The 21,580-nt window shown below is 36.9% G+C and carries 16 protein-coding genes; 2 read left to right on the top strand and 14 right to left on the bottom strand.

Annotated elements, in window-relative coordinates; translation table 11 throughout:
- Positions 1–55: 55 nt before the first annotated feature.
- On the bottom strand, positions 56–3,760 hold the full coding sequence (locus IW15_RS14035; RefSeq protein WP_228384371.1) for a metallophosphoesterase: 3,705 nt from the start codon (positions 3,758–3,760) through the stop codon (positions 56–58).
- 38 nt (positions 3,761–3,798) lie between these two features.
- On the opposite strand from IW15_RS14035, the gene IW15_RS14030 reads away from it, so the two are divergent.
- A complete protein-coding gene (locus tag IW15_RS14030; protein ID WP_034712406.1) occupies positions 3,799–4,995 on the top strand; it encodes a Pycsar system effector family protein in 1,197 nt (398 codons plus the stop codon).
- Positions 4,996–5,196: 201 nt separating this feature from the next.
- Positions 5,197–6,351 carry a hypothetical protein gene (locus tag IW15_RS14025; protein ID WP_034712402.1) on the top strand — a complete coding sequence of 385 codons (1,155 nt, stop codon included), beginning with the start codon at positions 5,197–5,199 and terminating at the stop codon, positions 6,349–6,351.
- A gap of 12 nt (positions 6,352–6,363) precedes the next feature.
- On the opposite strand, the gene IW15_RS14020 is transcribed toward IW15_RS14025, so the two are convergent.
- The 13 genes from IW15_RS14020 to nuoD all read right to left on the bottom strand — a co-directional run bounded on the left by IW15_RS14020 (position 6,364) and on the right by nuoD (position 21,579).
- Positions 6,364–8,598, bottom strand: coding sequence for a GAF domain-containing protein (locus IW15_RS14020; protein ID WP_228384370.1), 2,235 nt, complete (start codon positions 8,596–8,598; stop codon positions 6,364–6,366).
- 286 nt (positions 8,599–8,884) lie between these two features.
- On the bottom strand, positions 8,885–10,264 hold the full coding sequence (locus tag IW15_RS14015) for an NADH-quinone oxidoreductase subunit N (protein WP_034712395.1): 1,380 nt from the start codon (positions 10,262–10,264) through the stop codon (positions 8,885–8,887).
- A gap of 96 nt (positions 10,265–10,360) precedes the next feature.
- Positions 10,361–11,854 carry a complex I subunit 4 family protein gene (locus IW15_RS14010; RefSeq protein ID WP_034712393.1) on the bottom strand — a complete coding sequence of 498 codons (1,494 nt, stop codon included), beginning with the start codon at positions 11,852–11,854 and terminating at the stop codon, positions 10,361–10,363.
- Positions 11,855–11,856: 2 nt separating this feature from the next.
- The gene (nuoL, locus tag IW15_RS14005; protein ID WP_034712391.1) at positions 11,857–13,770 is read right to left on the bottom strand and encodes an NADH-quinone oxidoreductase subunit L; all 1,914 of its coding nucleotides are present in this window, start codon (positions 13,768–13,770) and stop codon (positions 11,857–11,859) included.
- A 3-nt stretch (positions 13,771–13,773) separates the two neighbouring features.
- On the bottom strand, positions 13,774–14,097 hold the full coding sequence (gene nuoK / locus IW15_RS14000) for an NADH-quinone oxidoreductase subunit NuoK (RefSeq protein WP_034712387.1): 324 nt from the start codon (positions 14,095–14,097) through the stop codon (positions 13,774–13,776).
- A gap of 4 nt (positions 14,098–14,101) precedes the next feature.
- Complete coding sequence (locus IW15_RS13995) at positions 14,102–14,599, bottom strand: NADH-quinone oxidoreductase subunit J family protein (protein WP_034712384.1); 498 nt, start codon at positions 14,597–14,599, stop codon at positions 14,102–14,104.
- The gene (locus tag IW15_RS13990; RefSeq protein ID WP_034712381.1) at positions 14,599–15,156 is read right to left on the bottom strand and encodes a NuoI/complex I 23 kDa subunit family protein; all 558 of its coding nucleotides are present in this window, start codon (positions 15,154–15,156) and stop codon (positions 14,599–14,601) included. Before IW15_RS13990 ends, IW15_RS13995 begins: the two co-directional genes overlap by 1 nt.
- A gap of 62 nt (positions 15,157–15,218) precedes the next feature.
- Entirely contained in the window at positions 15,219–16,280 is a 1,062-nt protein-coding gene (gene nuoH, locus IW15_RS13985) for an NADH-quinone oxidoreductase subunit NuoH (protein ID WP_034712379.1), read from the bottom strand.
- Positions 16,281–16,366: 86 nt separating this feature from the next.
- The gene (locus IW15_RS13980) at positions 16,367–17,365 is read right to left on the bottom strand and encodes a 2Fe-2S iron-sulfur cluster-binding protein (protein ID WP_034712376.1); all 999 of its coding nucleotides are present in this window, start codon (positions 17,363–17,365) and stop codon (positions 16,367–16,369) included.
- A 38-nt stretch (positions 17,366–17,403) separates the two neighbouring features.
- Positions 17,404–18,132, bottom strand: a complete 729-nt coding sequence (locus IW15_RS13975; protein WP_394331245.1) for a hypothetical protein — start codon at positions 18,130–18,132, stop codon at positions 17,404–17,406.
- A gap of 173 nt (positions 18,133–18,305) precedes the next feature.
- Positions 18,306–19,664, bottom strand: a complete 1,359-nt coding sequence (nuoF, locus tag IW15_RS13970; protein WP_034712371.1) for an NADH-quinone oxidoreductase subunit NuoF — start codon at positions 19,662–19,664, stop codon at positions 18,306–18,308.
- A gap of 77 nt (positions 19,665–19,741) precedes the next feature.
- The gene (locus IW15_RS13965) at positions 19,742–20,251 is read right to left on the bottom strand and encodes an NADH-quinone oxidoreductase subunit NuoE family protein (protein ID WP_034712368.1); all 510 of its coding nucleotides are present in this window, start codon (positions 20,249–20,251) and stop codon (positions 19,742–19,744) included.
- Between the two features lie 104 nt (positions 20,252–20,355).
- A complete protein-coding gene (nuoD, locus tag IW15_RS13960) occupies positions 20,356–21,579 on the bottom strand; it encodes an NADH dehydrogenase (quinone) subunit D (protein WP_034712366.1) in 1,224 nt (407 codons plus the stop codon).
- Between the last annotated feature and the right edge of the window lies 1 nt (position 21,580).

The raw sequence follows: 21,580 nt of genomic DNA, 5'->3' as shown, positions 1-21,580 counted from the left end.
GGGATTATTATATGTTTGAACTATGGTGTGAGGTAAAATACCGTCACGACCAATCTTAAAAATTCATACCTACGCCGGCTGAAATTCTTCCGCCATCAGAACCATAGAAATAATTCAGCCTTGCTGAAAACATATCTACAATACTTAGCCAGAATCCTGCCCCTACAGACTGGTGCCATTTTTTAGAATCTTCACCATTGTTCCAGACACGTCCGAAATCATAGCCTACCAGGACTCCCATATTGGCAGGGACGATATTGTTCCGCACTCTGCCGAAGTCCCAACGGACTTCAGAATTATTTGTAAAATAAGATCTTCCTGAAAAACGGTCATTTCTAAAAGCTCTCATACCGTTGTTGCCACCGATAGCTGCCGCCTGATAGAATTCAAAATTATTATTGTTGATCCACATTCCATTACTTGAATTGGCAAAAACGAATAGTCCTCTTTTGTCAATTCTGTGGTCTATGGTAAGGGTTCCGTTTAGTGCCAAAAAGTTTTTATCGAAATTGGATACATTCGTTTTCCAGTTAGCATTCACTAAAAGTTCCATCCCTAATGTTGGGAAAGCCTTGTTATCCATATTTTTAAAGCTGAAAGTATAATTGGCTCCTGCAAACTGCTGGCTTTTGAAAACTTCAGGTCTTACGTCCGGTGACTGGTCCACAAACCGGTCGCCGTTTCTTTGGATTTTATTATCTTCAAAAGTCAGTTGAAACTGATGCTGCAGATTCAGCCAGCTTTTTTTAGAAATAGAAGGCGCAAAACTGAATTTTGAAATTCTCGCTCTGTTATATTCCCTTTCCGTATTTTCTTTATCATAAGGACTTTCGTTAGACAGTCCGAAGAAGTTTTGTGAAAAATGCGGAGTAGTGTATGCTGCATCAAGATTGAAATCCCATCCTGAAATCGCTTTTTTGAAAATTCCTTTATACACCAGGCTAAATCCACCGGTCGCCGTATAGAAGTTAGCCTTCAGGCTGTGCTTCTGGGTGTAAGGATCGCGGATGAAATTATTTACCGTATAATTGGCCAAAACACCTAATATCACCCCATCATCAGGGTTATAGTCTGCATTGGGATATCCTGCAAAGAAGTTATATTTCGGATGCTTATAATTGTAGGTATTGATATCATAATCATCAGAAATCTTTTTTGCTGCTGTACCGGCATGGTACGTGTTTTTTTGAGATTTAAAATCATAAATCTTCACTTTTTTTCCATCAGCAACAGTATATGTATCATGGTTGTAGCCGCCGATCAATCTGATGTTCATCTTAGGTCTGCCGTCTCCTAAAACTTCATAAATATCATCATCTTCCAACCCATAGATCCAAAGTTCTTTGGTTTTAGAGTCATCATACGTTTTTTCAAATACCAGCTCCAGATTCTCTTTGTTTTTATCTAATGCATACTGTTGTACAGTAACAGAATGCCCGTTTTTAGTAATAACAAATTTATCTGGATTTACCGTTCCTGCCAAAGGAACTTTTTCCTGCAGCACATCATAATATCGGGATGCGTAATCCTGTAGTTTTATTTTTCTGGATTTTAACTTTCTTTGAATATCTGCAATGGTCTCATCTTTTACCTCTTTAGGCAGATTACTGAAAGCTTCATCAATATCATTGTCTGTAAGATGTTCCTGGATATATTTGGCCTGGGCGATCCATTCTTCCTGTGTAGAACCTTTTAAAAATACAAGATCCAGCGGATAAGGTTCCATATTCATCCATTTTACATTTTTAATGTCATCTTTGAATGTTTTCATGTGGCGGATGGCTGGTACATTCATGATAATCTTAAATGCAGCACCGTCATATTTACTGAAAGCCTGGTCTCTGTCTCTGGGAATCGGTTTATAAACGACTTTATCACCGTCTTTGTATTCCGCCCATTTCCATTGGTCAGAATGTCTGTCCCAGTCACCGATCAGCATATCAAAAATTCTGGCTCTGATGTAGGATTCCTGATCTACAGCATATTTATTATTTTTTGTAAAATTCTTTAAAACGTCATCCGTAGAAAGAATATCTTTTGCATGCTCCAGTGATTCCAGTGTTTTAGGATCGGAAGAAAACCGTTCTTCGATCATGTACATTTCATCACCGTAGTTTTGATTATAATCTCCTAAAGCATATTGTTTAGGAATATAATATAATTTAGGGTTGCTATGGAAAATGTTGAGTTTATCAGCCATATTCCCGACTGAAAATGGGGTGAATGGATGATCGGTTGTATAGAAATCAAGCAGGAATTTCTCCGGGAAAGTATTATTCAGTTCATTTCCGAATGTACTTTTTTTGAACGCCATATTATTCAAAAACCGGACTGCACTTTTTTTCACGCCCCGCATTACAAATTCCTGTCCGTCCTGAGCTTTAAGTCGAAGACTGTTGGACTGGTTTCCACCACCTTCGCGGAAAGGAGTGAATCCGCCATTGATTTCCGAAAGATTGGCCGTTTGCGCTTCAATAGGAATTCCGTAATATTTTCGGTAATGCTCGCCCCAAAGCCATCTGTAGATTTTTCCTTTCTGAGTAAGTTCTACAGGATAAACAGTAGAAGTAAAGGTACTAGGAAAAGTATTCGGGAAATTATTGATGAAAACATCCGGTTTAGAGATTACAGAAATCTGGGTAAGCTTTTCAAGCTTATTATCCTTAGTCGAAAAATATTCTATATCTGAACTCTTGTCTTTTCTTAAATTTAACACAGCAAATCCGCTGCCTCCATAAGAAAAATCGGTTTTCTCAGCAATGGTTGCCGGATCTGTTTTAGAGCCTGCTCCGCTGATGATCTGTCTGATATTTCTCTCTTCATGGTACTGGAGATTATGATCGTGTCCGGAAACAAAAATAATATTGTCTTTATCCTGAACAATACTTTTTATCCTGTTGGCAAGATCTGCATAATGCTGATTGTTGATGTCTTCCATGCTGGCGCCTGAAGAATTTCTCAAAACATTGATCAGACTGGCAACACCAGGAACCGGAACTTTGCTTTTTAAAGGATAAAGATGTGATTTTGCAGAATTAAAGCCTGCATGCACTCCGCTGCTGATAATCGGATGATGAAGCGCAACGATAATTCTTTTGTCCTGATTTTTATTCACAAGATCTTTAAATTCTTCAAAAAGATCTTCCCGGGTTTTTATCGAACAGTTTTTATTGATTCCGGGGTATTGGTCCCAATTTACTAAAGCCCATTCAGAATCTATAACGATTAACTTAATGTCTTTCGTAAGGTTGATATCATCAATAGGACAAGAGTTTTTGGGTAAGAATGCTTTCTTATCGTTTAAGTATTCTTTAACGTAATTTTCCTGAGCCTTTAGTCCATCCAATCCGTAATACCAATCATGATTTCCAGGGATAACCAATGTTTTCCCTTTGAAATTTTTCGTGATGGCCAGCTGGTTGTCCAGTTTTTCTTTTGCGGAAGGATAGTCTTTATCGGATTTCTCCGGCATTCCTGAAGGATAGATATTATCGCCCAGAAAAAGGAGCATGGAATTTTCGTCAGCAGAATCTAATTTACTTTTAATATAATTCAGTGTATGTTTGGCCTGTGCTTCATCTGCATTTCCGGCATCGCCGACAAGGAAGATTTTAAAGTCATTTCCGGATTTTATATCAGAATTTTTAACTTCGAATAAGTTTTTACCCTTTTTTACGTTATATGTTGCGCAGGAATAGAGAGCTCCGGCAGATAATGCTGCTTTAAGGAGAATCGAAATTTTTTTTAGATCAGTTTTCAAGGATAAATTCATAAATTTACATTAACAAAATTTCAGGAATGAGCATTTTACACAAAGCCAAAGATTATGTTGAAATCTTATTCAAAGATAAGTTATCTTCTGTATACTTTTATCATAATTTTATTCATACCACGTATACAGTCAATAAGGCTGAGGAAATTATGAGGAACACACCGGTCTCCAAAGAAGATCAGGAGAAGGTTTTACTGGCTCTTTGGTTTCATGATACCGGATACATTGAATGTGCCCAGAATCATGAAGAAAGAGGCGTAGAAATTCTGAAAAATTTTCTACAAAATGAAAATTATCCTCAATCTTATATAGAAGACGTTTCCCGTTTGATCTTAGCTACAAAAATCACCTATGAGCCCCAGAACCTTTTAGAAAAAATAGTAAAAGACGCGGATTGCAGTCACTTTGCAGGCCATGATTATAATGATATTTCTGATGCCTTAAGGAAAGAATGGGAGCTTACCAATGTACGGTGTTTTTCCAATGATGAATGGAATGCAGGAAATCTGGATATGCTGAAAAACAAGCATCATTATTACACCGATTATGCCATTGAAAACTGGGAGCCTCTTAAAAAGAAAAATATTAAGAAAATAGAGAAGAAGCTGGAAAAGGAAGAAGATAAAAAAACAACTTCTGAAAATAAAAAAGAAGGAAAAGAGTCTAAAGAGCCGAAGGAACCAAAAGAACCGAAGTCAGACAGAAGTGTAGATACTCTGTTCAGAATTACATTGAATAACCATACCAGGTTGAGTGATATTGCAGACAGCAAAGCGAATATTCTGCTTTCCGTGAATGCCATTATTATTTCAGTATGTCTTTCTGTGCTGGTTCCCAAATTGGATGCTCCGAAAAATGCACATCTTGTGATTCCAAGTTTTATACTGCTGCTGTCAAGTGTTTTAACGATTATTTTTGCGATTTTATCCACAAAACCTAATGTTACCAAGACCAGGTTTACCAATCAGGATGTTGCAGACCGAAAGGTGAATCTTTTGTTTTTTGGAAATTTTAACCAAATGCTTTTCGGGGATTATAACGAGGCTATGAAAGACCTGATCAAAGACAGGGATTATATTTATGATTCAATGGTGAAAGATCTCTATTTCCTGGGAAAAGTATTAGACAGAAAGTATAAACTGTTATCTATTACCTATCAGATCTTTATGGCTGGAATTATTATTTCGGTACTTTCTTTTGGATATGCTTTTCTTACTCTTTAATTTTCTAGTTAGAAAAAGAAAATCATTATAAGAGCTTTCTGTTTTTAAACAAGTTGAAACTCCACAAGGACGGTTGAAGAAGCTGGATTTTTATTTTGTGGGTTAATTAATCTATTCTTTATATTTTATTTACTGTTTCCTCCATAAATTACAGTTAATCTATCATGAAATAAAAACACAAAATTCTTATAGGCTCAAATAATGAAAAAACTATTACTTCTTTTTATTTTTTCGTGTGCTCTGTTCAATTCTCAGGTCATTAAAGATTCTGTTTTAGGGAAACCTAAATCTGTAAAAGAATATGTGATTTTTCTGAATGATTCTGGTCCTTTTACTTTTCTGAAAGGTGATGATGCGTATGGGCACGCTATAATTATGAGGCCTAAAAATCTGAGAAACAGTATGAGAAATTCATGGTTTGAAACAGATTTTTGCCGCTATATAAATAATGAAACTTTCTTTGATAAAAACAGAAATATTACAAAAGAAATTTGGTATCACAAATCGGGAGATATCGTTGATGATTATGATTATATGTATGATGATTTAAATAGATTAACTATACAAAAAACTAAGAATAATTATTCGGAAACTACTTCGCGTTATTTTTATGAAGGGAATAGCAAAACTGCAAAATTTAAAGAATATTATTCTAAAAGCAAGGATGAACCTCTAAAAAAATTTGTTGGTAATCTTGAAAGTTCCAAACCTTTATTCATTACAAAGTTTGATACCATTTCAAAGACAGACAGTATTTTTGCTATTACCAATGATATTTGGAGGAAAGTAGGTGAACGGTCTTATACCAGAGCTGAAGATTCTGTATATTATAGGAAATTAAGCAGGGTAAAAATCTATGATAATCAATATAAAGTAATTGAAGAAAAATTTTTCAATTATAAAGATGACTATCAAAATAAAAAAATAACCTTAACCAGGCATCTTAAGTATGAATATGATAAATCCGGAAATGTAATAAAACAAACTGATTTTAAAGATGGGAAATTTTATTCTTATATCATGTTTGGAAATGGTAAAATAGTCAGAGAAGAGAGAATTGATAGTTATGGAAAAACAATATATACTATTTATACATACACTAAAGATCAAAAGTTAGAAAGAAAAACAACATATTATAAAGATAAAGTTTGGTACGAAATCAGATTTGAGTACAAAAATAACTACATAACCAAACTGTTTTATTTAGATAAATTCGGGCATGAAGATGAACAAATAGAACCAACAGTCATCAGTTTTAAATATATTTTCGATAAACAAAAAAACTGGAAAGAAGTTATTAAAAATGTCGACGGTAAGGATTTATATAAATGGGTCCGGATAATTGAATATTATTAGGATTTTTTGATCTTACACCAAAGAAACCCTCAGCGCCAGTAATCCTGTGATTCCCTGCAGGTCTTCAACTTTTAGAAACTCTACATCAGACTGAAGAATTCCTTTTTTCTGAAGTTTTGCGATATATTCCAGGTATTCTCGCTGATTTTCCATTCCAAAATAGACGATGGTGATTTTTCCGGGACAAGTAATTCTTTCGTTGGAATCTTTGACATGTGATTTGTCCAATCGTTTTTTGACGATTTCGTAGTAAGAATTGTAGGCACCGTCTACATCAAAACGCTTTTCATCCATTCGGAAACGGATGTCTATTTTTTCATTATAAACAAAGATCAGGGAAGCGATATCCAGAGAAATTGGAAGATCCTTTTTAAAGTCCTGAAATTCACGTTCCATTTTGCAGATGGTTTTCAGCTGCCAATATCTTAATTGGCTGGCTACTTTGGAAGAATAGGGGACATCCGGAGCAATATTCTGGCCTATGAATAAATTATGCTCAACTCCGTCAGACTTAAATCGTTCATAGTAATGCGGATAGATCTGTTGTGCCTTCACCTGGCTTTCATCCAGCATATCTGCCAGCTTTCTGTTCACCAGTGTGATAGAATCGTCCAGGTTTTTCCGGTTGGCATAGAATAAGTCGGTCTGAATAAATAACTGTAAAAAGTAATCTTTGATTTTTTCTTTTACTTCTTCACTCGACTGTACTTCCAGTTTTCCCTGTAAAAGCGGGTGAATTTCATCTCTAAGCAATCGTTGGAGACGCTGTTCAGTATCTGCTTTGATTTCTTTATTCAATTCATTTTCGAAGATTTCTAAAGCCAGCAGATATTTTTCCGAATCAGAATTGATCATACTGAATATATCATACAGACAGGCAATCTGTTCGTTGAGATCCTGAAGCATTAAATTAAAACGCTTGTCAGAAGAAGAACGGATGTCTGAAAACCCAAAAAGAGGAGTTAAATTTTTAAAAGAAATCTGCTTTAATGTGTATATTTTTTTCGCCAGGGAAGCATTGAAATATTTCTCTGCTTCATTTCTGAATTTCCACACCACGCTGTCGTGGATGGAAGTATATTCACGCTGGATAATAGCTTCGATCTGATAATTCTTTTCAAAACTGAATCTCGTCAGTGAGAAGAGGATCATATCTGAAAAAAACTCCATCTTTTTAAGCTTTAAACCATTAAAACTATTGGAGATGGGTGAACTGAACTCCATGATGGCCAGCAATTCATTGTCCTTCATGATAGGAATTACCATGAAACTGTTGATGTTGTTGTTCTTTAAAATATTGAAAGAAGGCATTTTTCTGGTCTCCTCATCCATGTTTTCAACATTTGAAATCACAATAGGCCTCGAGTTATGATTTAAATTATTAAACGTATTCTTCCGGGTTTCTTCATCGAATGCATTAATCCAGAAATCTAAAATATGATTGGTGAAAAAATTTTCATAGATCGGAACATTTTCAAGTCTCTGATCTTTTTTATTGAAAAGCATTAATCCGAAGTTCAATGCCGGAACATCAAAATACGATTTAAATATTTCCACCAGGTTTTCATCTGGATTCAGGTTTTCCGGATCGATTTGAATCATACTGGATTTCAGATCCGAAAGCGCAACTTCAGAAGTGCAGTCCACCAGGGAAATAATGGTAAATCCCCTAAGAATCCAGGATTGCGATGGAAAATATTTCTTCCAAAGATTCGTGTCATCAATATTCTCCAGCAGCATATTCAGGGTGTCGTCAGAAGGGATTTTCGCCTGTTCTGTGGGGAAAACTTCCGTGAAATCTGAATTGACGGTGATCTTATAATGCTTCATAATGCCCTGCTTATTTGGAATATCGTAATAAAAGGGCAGGGTACTTTTGATATCTTTTTTGAAATAACTTTGTAAGATAAGGCAGCAGCAGAATACATAAAACTCATCATCAGTAATATTTCTGAGTTCTATTTCAAAATCCTTACCGGCATCTTTAAGGATATCTTTAAATCTTTCGGTATAGTTAAATGTAATATCGGATAGAGGAATGCTGGCTGCTTTTATTTCATTATTGGTCAAACCTGTTGGAAAAAGATCGGCAAGAAGCAACCTGATGAGGTCTTCATGTTTTTCCAGTAATGTTACGTCCTGAAAGCCGTCTTTAAGTTCCTGAAAATTTTTGGTTTTGTCAATCAGTGACTGTGCATAGTTGACGCGGTATTCTAAACGGTCGTTATAACGGATATGCTCAAGCACATCCAAATATTTTTTGAATGATATATAAACCTTAAATGGAGCGTCTTTTTTATAAAGATTTGCCAATGTTGAAATTTCAAGTAAAGTTATGAAAAAAGTTGTCTTCAACTGTCTTGAGATTACTTTTATTCAGGGAAAAAACAGGTAAATTATTGAATTCCGATGGCATTAGAATTACTATTTTTTTACCAGATATTAGATTATACTAATAGATAGTTATAAAAATTACCCACCAAAAAAGCACAACATCAATGTTGTGCTTTATATAGTATTTATAATTGAATTTTTACAGTCCGAACTGTTTTGCAAACAGATCTGGGAAAACTCCCAATACAATAATAGATGCAATAACAAATACCGCAACAATATTATAGGTAAGCGTTACTTTTTCTGAAGTCTTGAATGTTGTTTCTTTAAAGAAGAACATCGCAATGATTAACCTCAAATAGTATGCGATAGAAATTGCAGAACCTAACACAGCTACCAATACAAGGAAAGCCGCACCGTTCATCGCCTGAGAGAATAAAGCAAATTTACCCATGAAACCTGCTGTTAGTGGAACTCCAGCCATTGAAAGCATAGAAACGGCTGCTACTGTTGCCAATATAGGCTCAGATTTAGCCAATCCTTTGAATGCTCCAAATGAGGTTTCTCTTTTTAGTTTTTCTACCCAGATCAGACACATAAATACACCAACTGTAGATAATGAATAGGCAAAAAGGTAAAAAGCCAGGTTGTAAGTAGAAAGATTCGTCATTCCAAAGAAAACCAATCCGATATATCCTGCGTGAGAAACTGATGAATATGCCAGCATTCTTTTTGCGTTGGTTTGGGCAAGACCCATCACGTTAGCCAGTAAAAGAGTAATGATCACAAATACTCCGAATACATTGATCCATTCATGGGTAACTCCGGCAAAACCGATAGTCATTAATCTGAATAGTGCAAAAAATCCTGAGATCTTTACCACACTCGCCATGAAAGCCGTAATCAATGAAGGAGCTCCGTAATATACATCAGGACTCCACATATGGAAAGGAGCTAATGCCACTTTGAATGCCAATGCACAAAGAATAAGCAAAACGCCTAAAATGAACATGGTATTGTGAGCATTTGCCACTCCAAAGTTTTGGATGGTATATAAATCAAAACTTCCAACACTTCCATAAATAAATGCAATACCAAACAGAAGGAATCCTGTAGCAAATGCACCCATCAGGAAATACTTAATAGAAGCTTCATTGGATCTTAGATCAGTTTTGTTGGCACCCGCCATTACGTACAGTGGAATAGAAAGAATTTCTATTCCCAAAAACAGGGTCACCATATTTTGGAATCCGAAAAGAGTAATACTTCCGCAAAGTGCAAAAAGCATTAATGCATACAATTCAGACTGGTGGCTTCTGTGATTGCTGAACGCAAAACCTCCCAGAAAGAAAAGCAATAGGGTAATTACAATAGATATTTTTGTAAATAGGGCAGTATTAGGGCCATATTCATACATGTTTTTGTAATGCTCGAAGAATGTACATTCCGGCAAGAAGCTTACATATAATGCGATGATTAATCCAAAAATCCCAATGTATCTTGCGAATTTCCCTTGTTCAAAAACTCCTGAAAATAACGCAACAATTGCCGTTAGGAAAACAATAATTAAAACACTCATAATATAGATTTGAGATGCGGTGAAAGAGGGATGAGACAGAAATTCTGATTTCTCAATTTCTTAACCGCTTAATTTTTAAATTTTTTACTCTTTCAATTAATTTACCATTGATTGGTAAATAAACTTCAACGAACTACTCACCATATCGATTACCGGTTGCGGATAAATACCTAATAGTATTACAAATACCGCTAAACTGGCCAATACTGAAAATTCTACTCCTGAAAGATCTTTTGCAGTACTCAATACCGCTTCATCTCCTTCACCGAACATTGCTTTTCCATAGAATCTCAATAAATACACAGCACATAGAATTACGGTAAGACCGGCAATTACAGATGCTAATACATTGAAATCAAAAACAGATTTTATCAGGATAAATTCCCCGATGAATCCATTGGTTAATGGAACGCCCATTGATCCTAATATAATGATCAGGAACAGCACGGCAAACTTAGGAGCAACTTTCGCCAATCCTCCCATTTGTCTGATATCTCTTGACTTGAATCTCTTATATAAAATATCACAGCAGTAGAATAAACCTACTACGTTGATACCGTGAGCAAATGTCTGTACTAAAGCACCTTCAGCACCCTCAATAGTAAAGGTTCCTCTTAAAGTAATCACTGCAGAAGCGAAAATACCCGCTACCATCAATCCAACGTGTGAGAATGATGAATAGGCAATAATTCTCTTCATATCATTCTGGATAATGGCAATCAGTGCTCCGTGAACAATTCCTACAATGGCAAGAATAATAACGATCTGTCCTGAAATTCCGGCAATCGGAAGGGGAGTGATCGGTAACAAATAACGCATAACTCCGTAAATCGCCATTTTCAGCATAATCCCTGATAACAGCATTGATCCTTGAGTAGGAGAGTAAGTATATGTATCCGGCTGCCATGTATGGAACGGGAATACCGGAAGTTTCACGGCAAATGCAAAGAAAATAAACCAGAATACAACGGTCTGCTGCGTTTCATTTAGCTGAGCATTATAAAGATCAGTTAATGCAAATGAAGCTGAGTGGTTGTATACATAGATTAATCCTGCCAACATGAACAGTGATCCAACGAATGTATAAACGAAGAATTTAGTTGTAAATTCAAATCTTTTATTTTCCTGTCCCCAAAGTCCGGCAATAAACCAGATTGGAATCAGGGTTACTTCCCAGAAGATGTAGAATAACAGTCCGTCTAACGATGTGAACACTCCTACAAGTCCAAACTGCATCAGCAGAATAAGACCATAGAAAGAGTTTCTGTAACTCACATTTTCATTGAAAGATGATAAAATGATAATTGGCGTCAAGATATTGGTCAACAATAAAAGAAGTAAACTCATTCCGTCAATTCCGAAATGAAGAGAACTTTTAATGAATTGTGACCACGGATAATTGATCTCGTGCTGTAATACGCTGTCTACCGTTGGATTAAAATTAAAATCCGAAGCGATGTAGAAGGTAATAAGCATTTGAACCAATGCAATTCCTAGTGCCAAATATTTGCTGGATTTATTTTTCCAGGCAAAGACTAGTCCCGACCCTACTAGAGGTAAAAGCAATAATGTTAATAATAAACACGACATTATTATTGTAATATAAAGTTAACAATCAGTATAATTCCCACAGCTAAAGACATGATAAGTATGTATGTCTCAACATTTCCGTTTTGGATACGTTTCATTGATTTACCGCTGTCTTCAGCGCCTTCACCCACGAAATCTACAAAACGGTCTAACACCCCCTTATCAAACATTTTTCCTCCACGTCCTAATCCTTCAACAGTTTTTACAATTAATGCATTGTAAAGTTCGTCAACATATAGTTTTTTAGCAGAAAGCTTTTCCCATCCAGTGTAATTTTCTTCTGCGACAGCCATCTTTTTCTTATTCACATACGTGTTTTTAACGATGAACCATACAGAGAAGAACATTAATACTGTTAATCCTAACAGGATCATTTCAGTCGTAAAGTCAACTCCTGAAAGCGTTGCTTCCATTTGTTTAAAACTCTCTTCGGTAAGAACCGGTTTCAGCCATTCCATAAGTTTGGCGTAGTGTCCGTGCCCGATAAAGTGCGGAAGGTTAATGAAACCTCCGATTACAGAAAATACAGCCAATACGATCAATGGTAAGGTCATATTGGAAGGACTTTCATGTAAGTGATGTTTTTGTTCTTCCGTACCTCTAAATTCCCCATGGAATGTTAAATAATACAGTCTGAACATATATGTTGCCGTAATTGCTGCTAAGATGAATAGCATTACCCAGTAAATAGGGTTTTTAGCAAAGGCAGCAACTAAAATTTCGTCTTTAGAGATCATCCCTGATAGGAAAGGGAATCCTGAGATCGCCAGTGTTCCGATAAGGAAAGTAGCGTGGGTTACAGGAATATATTTTTTTAGACCACCCATGAAACGCATATCCTGCTCTCCGCTTACTGCGTGAATTACAGAACCTGCTCCCAAGAATAACAGGGCTTTAAAGAAAGCGTGTGTCATCACATGGAACATAGCAGTGGTATAGGCTCCCAACCCTAAAGCAATGAACATAAATCCAAGCTGTGAAACTGTAGAATAAGCCAATACTTTTTTGATGTCGTTCTGACGGAGTGCGTAGAAACCTGCTAGGGCTGCTGTTAAAAATCCTATTAATAAGATTCCATCCTGTACTGTTGGGGCTAACGTAAATAAGAAGTTAGATCTTACTACTAAATAGATTCCCGCCGTAACCATTGTTGCCGCGTGAATCAATGCAGAAACAGGAGTAGGACCGGCCATTGCGTCCGGAAGCCATGTATATAAAGGAACCTGTGCAGATTTACCGGTAGCCCCGATAAATAAACTCGCTGTAATAAAGATAATTACTGTTCCGTCTAATTCAAATTTTGAAGCATTTTCAGCCACTGACAGATAATCGATAGCATTAGTCTGAGATGCGATCATGAAGATACCGATCAAGAGAGCAAGGTCACCAATTCTGTTCATGATGAAAGCTTTTCTTGCTGCTTTCCCATATTCTTCATTAGTATACCAGAATCCGATCAGTAAATAAGAACAAAGTCCAACCCCTTCCCATCCGATAAACAGGATCAGGTAGTTGCTTCCCATTACCAAAAGAAGCATAGAGAAGATAAACAGATTTAAATAAGTAAAGAACTTATAAAAACCTTTATCATGGCTCATATATCCGATAGAGTACAGGTGAATCAAAGATCCGATTCCTGTAATAATCATGATCATCATTAATGAAAGCTGATCAATCTGGAATCCGAAATTAATCTGAACCCCGTTTACTCTAAACCATTCAAAAGCTTTTACGATTATCGGCTGGCTTTCAGAATTAAAATTCATGAAAATGCCTACCGCAATACAGAAAGATCCGAAAACCATTGCAGTTGCCAGTCCGCCCACCAACATTTTTGGAAGGTTTTTCCCGAATAAACCGTTAATAAGAAAGCCTAAAAGTGGTAAAAGTATTATTGCATACACTAAATTTTCCATTCCTTATCCTCTTAATTTATTAAATATACTTACATCTACAGAACGGGTATTTCTATACAGCATAGCAATAATTGCCAGACCTACCGCAACTTCTGCGGCAGCAACCACCATAATGAAGAAAACTAAAAGCTGTCCGTCTCCATTTCCTTTGTATGCTGAAAAAGCAGCCAAAAGAAGGTTTGCAGAATTAAGCATAAGCTCTACACAGCCTAAAATAACAATAGCATTTTTTCTCAATAGTACTCCTAAAACTCCCAAACAGAATAGTACTGAAGAAAGAATTATGAAATAATCTAAAGGGATGCTTTGTATAAATGTATCTCCCATAATCTTATAAATCTTTTTTACCGATTAATACCGCACCTACAATACCTGCCAAAATAAGGATGGAAGCAAGTTCAAACGGTAAAACATATTCATTAAACAAAAGTCTGCCCAGATTTTTAGTAAGACCAACGCCTCTGTCTACGTTCTCCAAAACAATATGTTTTTCTCTTACTCCTCTGAATACTCCTAAAATACCTATCAATACAAGCCCGGCTGTAAAAACTCCAACAAATTTTAAAGTATTGTTCTTCTTACTTTCGTCTGCTTTATTAAGGTTAAGCATCATTAGAATATAAAGGAATAATACCATGATTGCTCCTGCGTATACTATAATCTGAATAATTGCAAGGAACTGCGCATTCAGAAGAATGTACATTCCGGCAATTGAAAACATCGTAACAATTAATGACAAAATAGCATATAAAGGATTTCGTGCAAACACAAAATACACGGCACTTGCCACTGCTAAAAACGCCACCAAGAAAAATAAAAACTGATCCATTATTTTACCGCATTTTTTTGTTTCTCGGATTGTCTTGCTGTGATGTCAATCCTTTCATTTATTTTTTCAACCAACTTATCTTTTCCGTAGATGAAAGAACCTCGGTTTGTTTCTACGTCTACCAAACGGTCTGTAAGATAGATGGCAGATTTAGGACAAGCTTCTTCGCACATTCCACAGAAGATACATCTCAGCATATTGATTTCGTATACTGATGCATATTTTTCTTCTCTGTACAGGCCTTTTTCTTCTTTAGTTCTTTCAGCAGCAGTCATTGTAATGGCTTCTGCAGGGCATGCAACAGCGCAAAGTCCGCAGGCAGTACATCGCTCTCTTCCTTCTTCATCTCTTTTAAGAACATGATGGCCTCTCCATACTTTTGCTCTTGGCTTTTGTACCTCCGGATAGGAATATACTGCAGGAGCCCCTTTTACTACGGTTCTCACAGCATGCTTGAATGTAATCCCCATACCTTTGAAAATCGCGGGTAAATAGATTTTCTCAGCAAGGGTCATTTCTTTATTAGAAACAACTTTTGATCTGTTCGTAAGTTTCATTTATTGTAATTTTTTTAGGCTGAATTTTTGTTCAGCATTAAAAATATATTCTTATCACTCTTTTAGTTCGCAAATGCTAAAATTACAGCACCTGTAATAATCAGGTTCACCAATGCCATAGGAATTAAAGTTTTCCATCCTAAATGCATCAATTGGTCATATCTAAATCTAGGAAGTGTCCATCTGATCCACATAAAGATCAGGATTCCGATCACGGTTTTAGCTAAAAATGCAACCACACTTAATATCCCTGCTGTATTCTCTCCCCAGTGCTGAGTTACCCATTCAATTCCAGGATAGTTGTAACCCCCGAAGAAAAGAACGACCATGAAAGCGTTAGAGATAAACATGTTCACGTATTCACCAAACATATACAATCCTAATTTCATAGAAGAATATTCCGTGGAATATCCTGTTACCAATTCAGATTCACACTCAGGTAAATCGAAAGGATGTCTGTTGGTTTCTGCCAAAGCAGCTACAAAGAATACTAAGAAGGCAATTGGCTGATAGAAAATATTCCAGTTCATGCCGTCAATATGAATAAGACCCCAAAGTTTCCCTGTGGTCTGAATTTCCGTAATTACTTTTAAGTCTAAACTTCCTGTCATCATGATAATAGACAACAACGCCAATCCCATCGCCAATTCGTAAGAAATCATCTGTGAAGAGGCACGGATAGCTCCTAATAATGAATATTTGTTGTTGGATGCCCAACCTCCGATCATAATACCGTATACTCCAATGGAAGCCATTCCGATAATGAAAAGTACTCCAACATCAATATTAGCTACCTGAAGATCATAAGAAATACCACCGATACTTAAACTTTTACCCCACGGAATAACAGCGCCTGTAATCAGTGAAATAAACATTACCAAAGCAGGTCCTAATACGAAAAGGAATTTTTCTGCATTGGCCGGTGTAAAGTCTTCTTTAAAGAAAAATTTTCCACCGTCTGCAAGAGGCTGTAGTAATCCGAAAGGTCCGGCTCTGTTGGGACCGATTCTGTCCTGCATAATAGAGGCAACTTTTCTTTCTGCCCAGGTAGAGTAGGCTGCTATCGTCAGCGAAAGCAGGAAAAGTGCTAATACAAGTATTAATTTAAATGTCAGTAAATCCATTTTTATTTAGATATTTAGAAGTCAGATACTAGATATCAGATGGTCTGAAGTCTGGGTTCTGAAATCTGATGTCTTTTTATTTAAAATTATTTTTCGTCTTTTTCGCTGATCTCCTTAGCCATAGGATTGTCTAAAACTCTTAGCTCGTCCTTAGGTTTTTCGTAGTGATTCAATGAAATTACAGAATGTCTGTCGATATGTCTAGGACCTTCAATATTCCAGTCTTTCAATTCTTTTCTTTCAAAACGACAAGTATCGCAGATGAATTCTTCCACCTCTCCCCACTGGTCTTTTCTTGCAGTAACTCTAAGAATTTCATCACCTTTCATCCATACTAATGCTTTTCCTGAACATTTATCACATTTGCAGGTAGCATTCATCGGTTTTGTAAACCAAACTCTGCTTGCAAAACGGGAAGTTCTGTCTGTTAAAGCTCCTACAGGACATACATCGATAATGTTTCCAATGAAATCATTGTCTAATGCTTTATTTAAATATGTAGAAATTTCAGCGTGGTCTCCTCTGAACAGAATTCCGTGTTCTCTGGTTTCTGTAAGCTGATTCGCAGTCAATACGCATCTTGCACACAGAATACAACGGTTCATGTTAAGCTTGATATTCGGTCCAAGATCGTCTGCTTCGTATGTATTTCTTTCAAATTCGGTTCTGGTATTTTCAACACCATGCTCATAGCCAAGATCCTGAAGACTACATTCTCCGGCCTGGTCACAAACAGGGCAATCCAACGGGTGGTTCACCAATAAAAATTCGGTAACCGCCTTTCTACCTTCCTGAGCTTTGTCTGAAGAAAGGTTTTTTACTTCCATACCGTCCATGACATTGGTTCTGCAGCTTGCAACCAATTTAGGCATAGGGCGGGGATCTGCTTCAGATCCTTTGGAAACTTCCACCAAACAAGTTCTACATCTCCCTCCACTGGTTTCCAATTTGCTGTAGTAGCACATTGCAGGAGGTACAGATTTTCCACCGATCTGTCTTGCAGCTTCCAAAATAGAAGTACCTGGCAAAACTTCAGTAGTCTGTCCGTCTATAGTTATTTTGAATTTTTTAACCTCTTCGCTCATATTCTATGCTTTTCGCTTAAAAGCTTTTAAGCTATATTTTAATTATACTTCTTTGTATTAAATGTATACCCGATTCCTCCAAGAACCTGCCCGAAAACAAAATCCTGACGAGCTTTGTCCGGTTTATTATTTAATGTAGTTTTAATATCCCACATATTAATGTATCCGGCTTTTCCTTCTACTCTCAGCATCCAGTTTTTCCAGAACACTAAGTTAAGACTGGATCTGATATCGGTTCCCATACCGGCAACATGAAAACGGTCGCTTCTTTCATTTCCAAAAAGTTTGATATTACTTTTCGGAAACATTACTCCGATACCGGCTCCATAAGACCATACTAAATCTATATTTTTTTTGTGAATAAGATTTTTATATTTCTCAAGACCTAAATTTTCATAATTAAGTCCATCGGTATGTTCAAAGGTAAGGAATTGGGTGTCGGCTAAATCTACCTGTCCGTTATGTACCATTCCTGCATATTTAGGATCTGAAATTGTCCCTGAAATATCAACCGTCTGGTTTTGTTTCATCACATATTTCATATGATCTATCCCCAATACAAGGGCTAAATTATCTTTTATAAAATATCCAACCCTGAAATTATACTGTGTTACCGTAAACCAGCTTGGATCAAAATAAACGATACCAAACTTAGTAGGTTTATCTCTTGCCTGTACATTATTCAATTGAAAATCATATCCGTTTCCGGTAAAATGAATATCAGATCTACTGAAAGCCCCTCTGTTCCAACCAAAGAAAACGAACATCTGACCTTTTTTGCTTAATGGTAAAGGTTTTTCTTTCTTTTCGCTCCTTCCGGTAGCGGTAAAAGGATTTACATCCAGTTTAACATCTACTTCTTTTAATGTATCTTTTTTTAGCTGTCCAAAAGCAAAGCTCGACATCATTAAACCGGCAACTACTAACTTCTTCATTTCAGTTAAGCATTTTTTTCAACAGCAGGAATTGGATCTGCATAATTTGCTAATCCGTAATTTTGGGTCTGGGATAATTCAGGATTTTTCACATGCCATTCGAACTCGTCTCTAAAATGACGAATTGCTGCTGCAACCGGCCATGCCGCTGCATCTCCTAATGGGCAGATGGTATTTCCTTCGATTTTTCTCTGGATATCCCAAAGTAAATCGATGTCCTCCATTTTTCCTTCTCCTTTTTCTATCTTTTTTAAGATCTTATGCATCCATCCCGTTCCTTCACGGCAAGGCGTACACTGTCCACAACTTTCGTGATGATAAAATCTCGCTAATGTCATGGTATGTTCTACGATACACTGGTCTTCATCCAATACAATGAAACCTCCAGAACCCATCATTGTTCCGGTAGCAAAACCACCGTCAGCTAAGGATTCGTAATTCATGTATCTTGGTTCTCCGTTTACCGTTTTTAATAATAAATTGGCAGGAACAATCGGAACTGAGCTTCCTCCGGGAACACAAGCTTTAAGCTTTTTCCCATTGGCAATACCGCCGCAATATTCATCAGAATAGATGAATTCTTCAACCGTAATAGTCATATCAATTTCATATACTCCAGGTTTGTTGATATTTCCGCAAGCAGAAATCAATTTTGTTCCTGTAGATCTTCCTACTCCGATTTTTGCATATTCGGCTCCTGTAATATCAATGATAGGAACGATAGCAGCAATAGATTCCACGTTATTTACCACAGTTGGTCTTTCCCAAAGTCCTTTTACAGCCGGGAATGGTGGTTTTAACCTTGGATTTCCTCTTTTACCTTCAAGAGATTCAAGCAATGCTGTTTCTTCACCGCAGATGTAAGCTCCTCCACCTCTCTGAACATAAATTTCGCAATCGAAACCTGTTCCCATGATGTTTTTACCTAAAAATCCTGCAGCTTTTGCCTCTTCAATGGCTTCTTCCAAAATATCAGGAATCCATGAATATTCACCACGGATGTAGATATAAGAAACATTAGAACCTAAACAGTAAGACGAGATCAGCATTCCTTCGATCAATAAATGAGGAAGAAATTCCATTAAATATCTGTCTTTGAAAGTTCCGGGTTCAGATTCATCGGCATTTACTACCAAGTGTCTTGGAACGCCTTCCGGTTTTGCCAGAAAGCTCCATTTCATTCCGGTAGGAAATCCTGCTCCACCACGTCCACGAAGTCCTGAAGCTTTTACTTCTTCAAGAATTTCATCGGGTGTCATTTTTAAGGCTTTTTCAGCTGCTCCGTAACCTCCCTGTTTACGGTAGGTCTCGAAGTAGCGAATACCTTCTATATGTGCGTCCTTAAGTAAAAGTTTTTTACTCATTTTTATTATGCTTTTAGCAGTCTGCTGTTGGCGTATGCCTTTCGCTTCGGGCTATTTTAAGTTTGTTAAAATTTATTTTAGTCTAAAGCAACCTGTCCCTGTCTGCAAAGCTCAAGGATTTCGTCTACTTTTTCTATCGTTAAATTTTCGTGAAAGAATTTCCCCAGCTGTAACATCGGCGCATATCCGCATGCACCAAGACATTCAGCAGGTTTTAAGGTAAACATACCATCTTCGGTAGTTTCTCCGTCCTTAATGTTCAGTTTGGTTCTGATATGGTCAAGGATTTTTTCGCTTCCGCAGACCATACAAGGTCCCGTTCTGCAAACTTCCAAAACATATTTACCAACCGGTTTCATATTGAACATGGTATAAAAAGTAGCTACTTCATATACTTCAATTGGCTTAATACTTAATAATTCAGCAACATAATCCATCACAGGAACGTCTAACCATCCTCCGAATTCTTTCTGTGCCAGGTGAAGGACAGGAAGAAGAGCAGATTTTTGTCTACCTTCAGGATATCTTGCGATAATTTTATGTACCTGTTGTAAACTTTCCGGTTTAAAAGCTATTGTTTCGCTCATTTTTTTAAATGTATTATTGTACGGTGTACAATGTACTAATGACTTTTTTTATTTTTTCCACTGTAAAATCATGAATACATTTTACAATGATACTCTTTACAATTTTATGCGTCTAATTCTCCCGCAATAATGTTCATGCTACACATCGTAACGATGGCATCTGAAATTACAGAACCTGTAATCATTTCAGGATATGCCTGGTAGTAGATGAAACATGGTCTTCTGAAGTGAAGTCTGTATGGAGTTCTTCCTCCATCACTTACTAAATAAAATCCTAGTTCCCCGTTTCCGCCTTCTACTGCATGGTATACTTCTCCTTTAGGCACATCTGTTTCTCCCATTACAATTTTGAAATGGTAGATTAGGGCTTCCATTTTGTTGTAGACATCAGCCTTTTCAGGAAGATAGAAGTCTGGAACATCAGCATGGAAAGGACCTTCAGGAAGGTTCTCGTAAGCTTGTTTGATGATTTTTAGAGATTCCCAGATTTCCTGCTGACGAACCATGAAACGGTCGTATGTATCTCCGGCAGTTCCTACAGGAATAATAAAGTCGAAATCTTCATAAGAAGAGTAAGGTTGTGCAACTCTTACATCATAATCTACTCCTGCAGCACGTAAGTTGGGACCTGTAAACCCATAGCTTAAAGCTCTTTCAGCGGAGATTGCTCCCGCACCGATGGTTCTGTCCATGAAAATTCGGTTTCTTTCTAACAGTTGACCGAATTCTGCAAATCTTGCAGGGAATGTTTTTAAGAAGTCCTGGATCAATTCATGACATTTCGGGGTGAAATCTCTTTCGAATCCTCCGATTCTTCCCATATTGGTCGTCATCCTTGCACCGCAGATCTGCTCATAAATATCGTAAATACGTTCTCTTTCGATAAACATATAGGTAAGACCTGTAATAGCTCCGGCATCCATTCCTGTTACTCCGTTGCAGATCAGGTGATCTCCAATTCTTGCCAGCTCCATAAGAATCACACGCATGTAGTCTACACGTTTAGGAACTTCAATTCCTAACAGTTTCTCTACCGTCATGTGCCAGCCTAAGTTGTTGATCGGCGCAGAACAGTAATTCATACGGTCTGTAAGGGTAGTGATCTGAGCGTAGTTTCTTCTTTCAGAAATTTTCTCAAATGCTCTGTGGATATATCCTACCGTTTGCTCAGCATGAAGGATTCTTTCTCCATCCATCGTTAAGACATTCTGGAAAATCCCGTGGGTAGCAGGGTGGGTAGGTCCTAAATTGAGGGTGTATAACTGACCGTCAATCTGTTCCTTACTTTCGTATTGGTTAAGTATATTTGATAATGAGTTATCTTTCATA

The organism is Chryseobacterium soli, from assembly GCF_000737705.1.
GTDB classification, from domain to species: domain Bacteria; phylum Bacteroidota; class Bacteroidia; order Flavobacteriales; family Weeksellaceae; genus Chryseobacterium; species Chryseobacterium soli.
The sequence above is the reverse complement of the archived record's forward strand: the minus strand, read 5'-3'. Positions and strand labels throughout refer to the sequence as shown.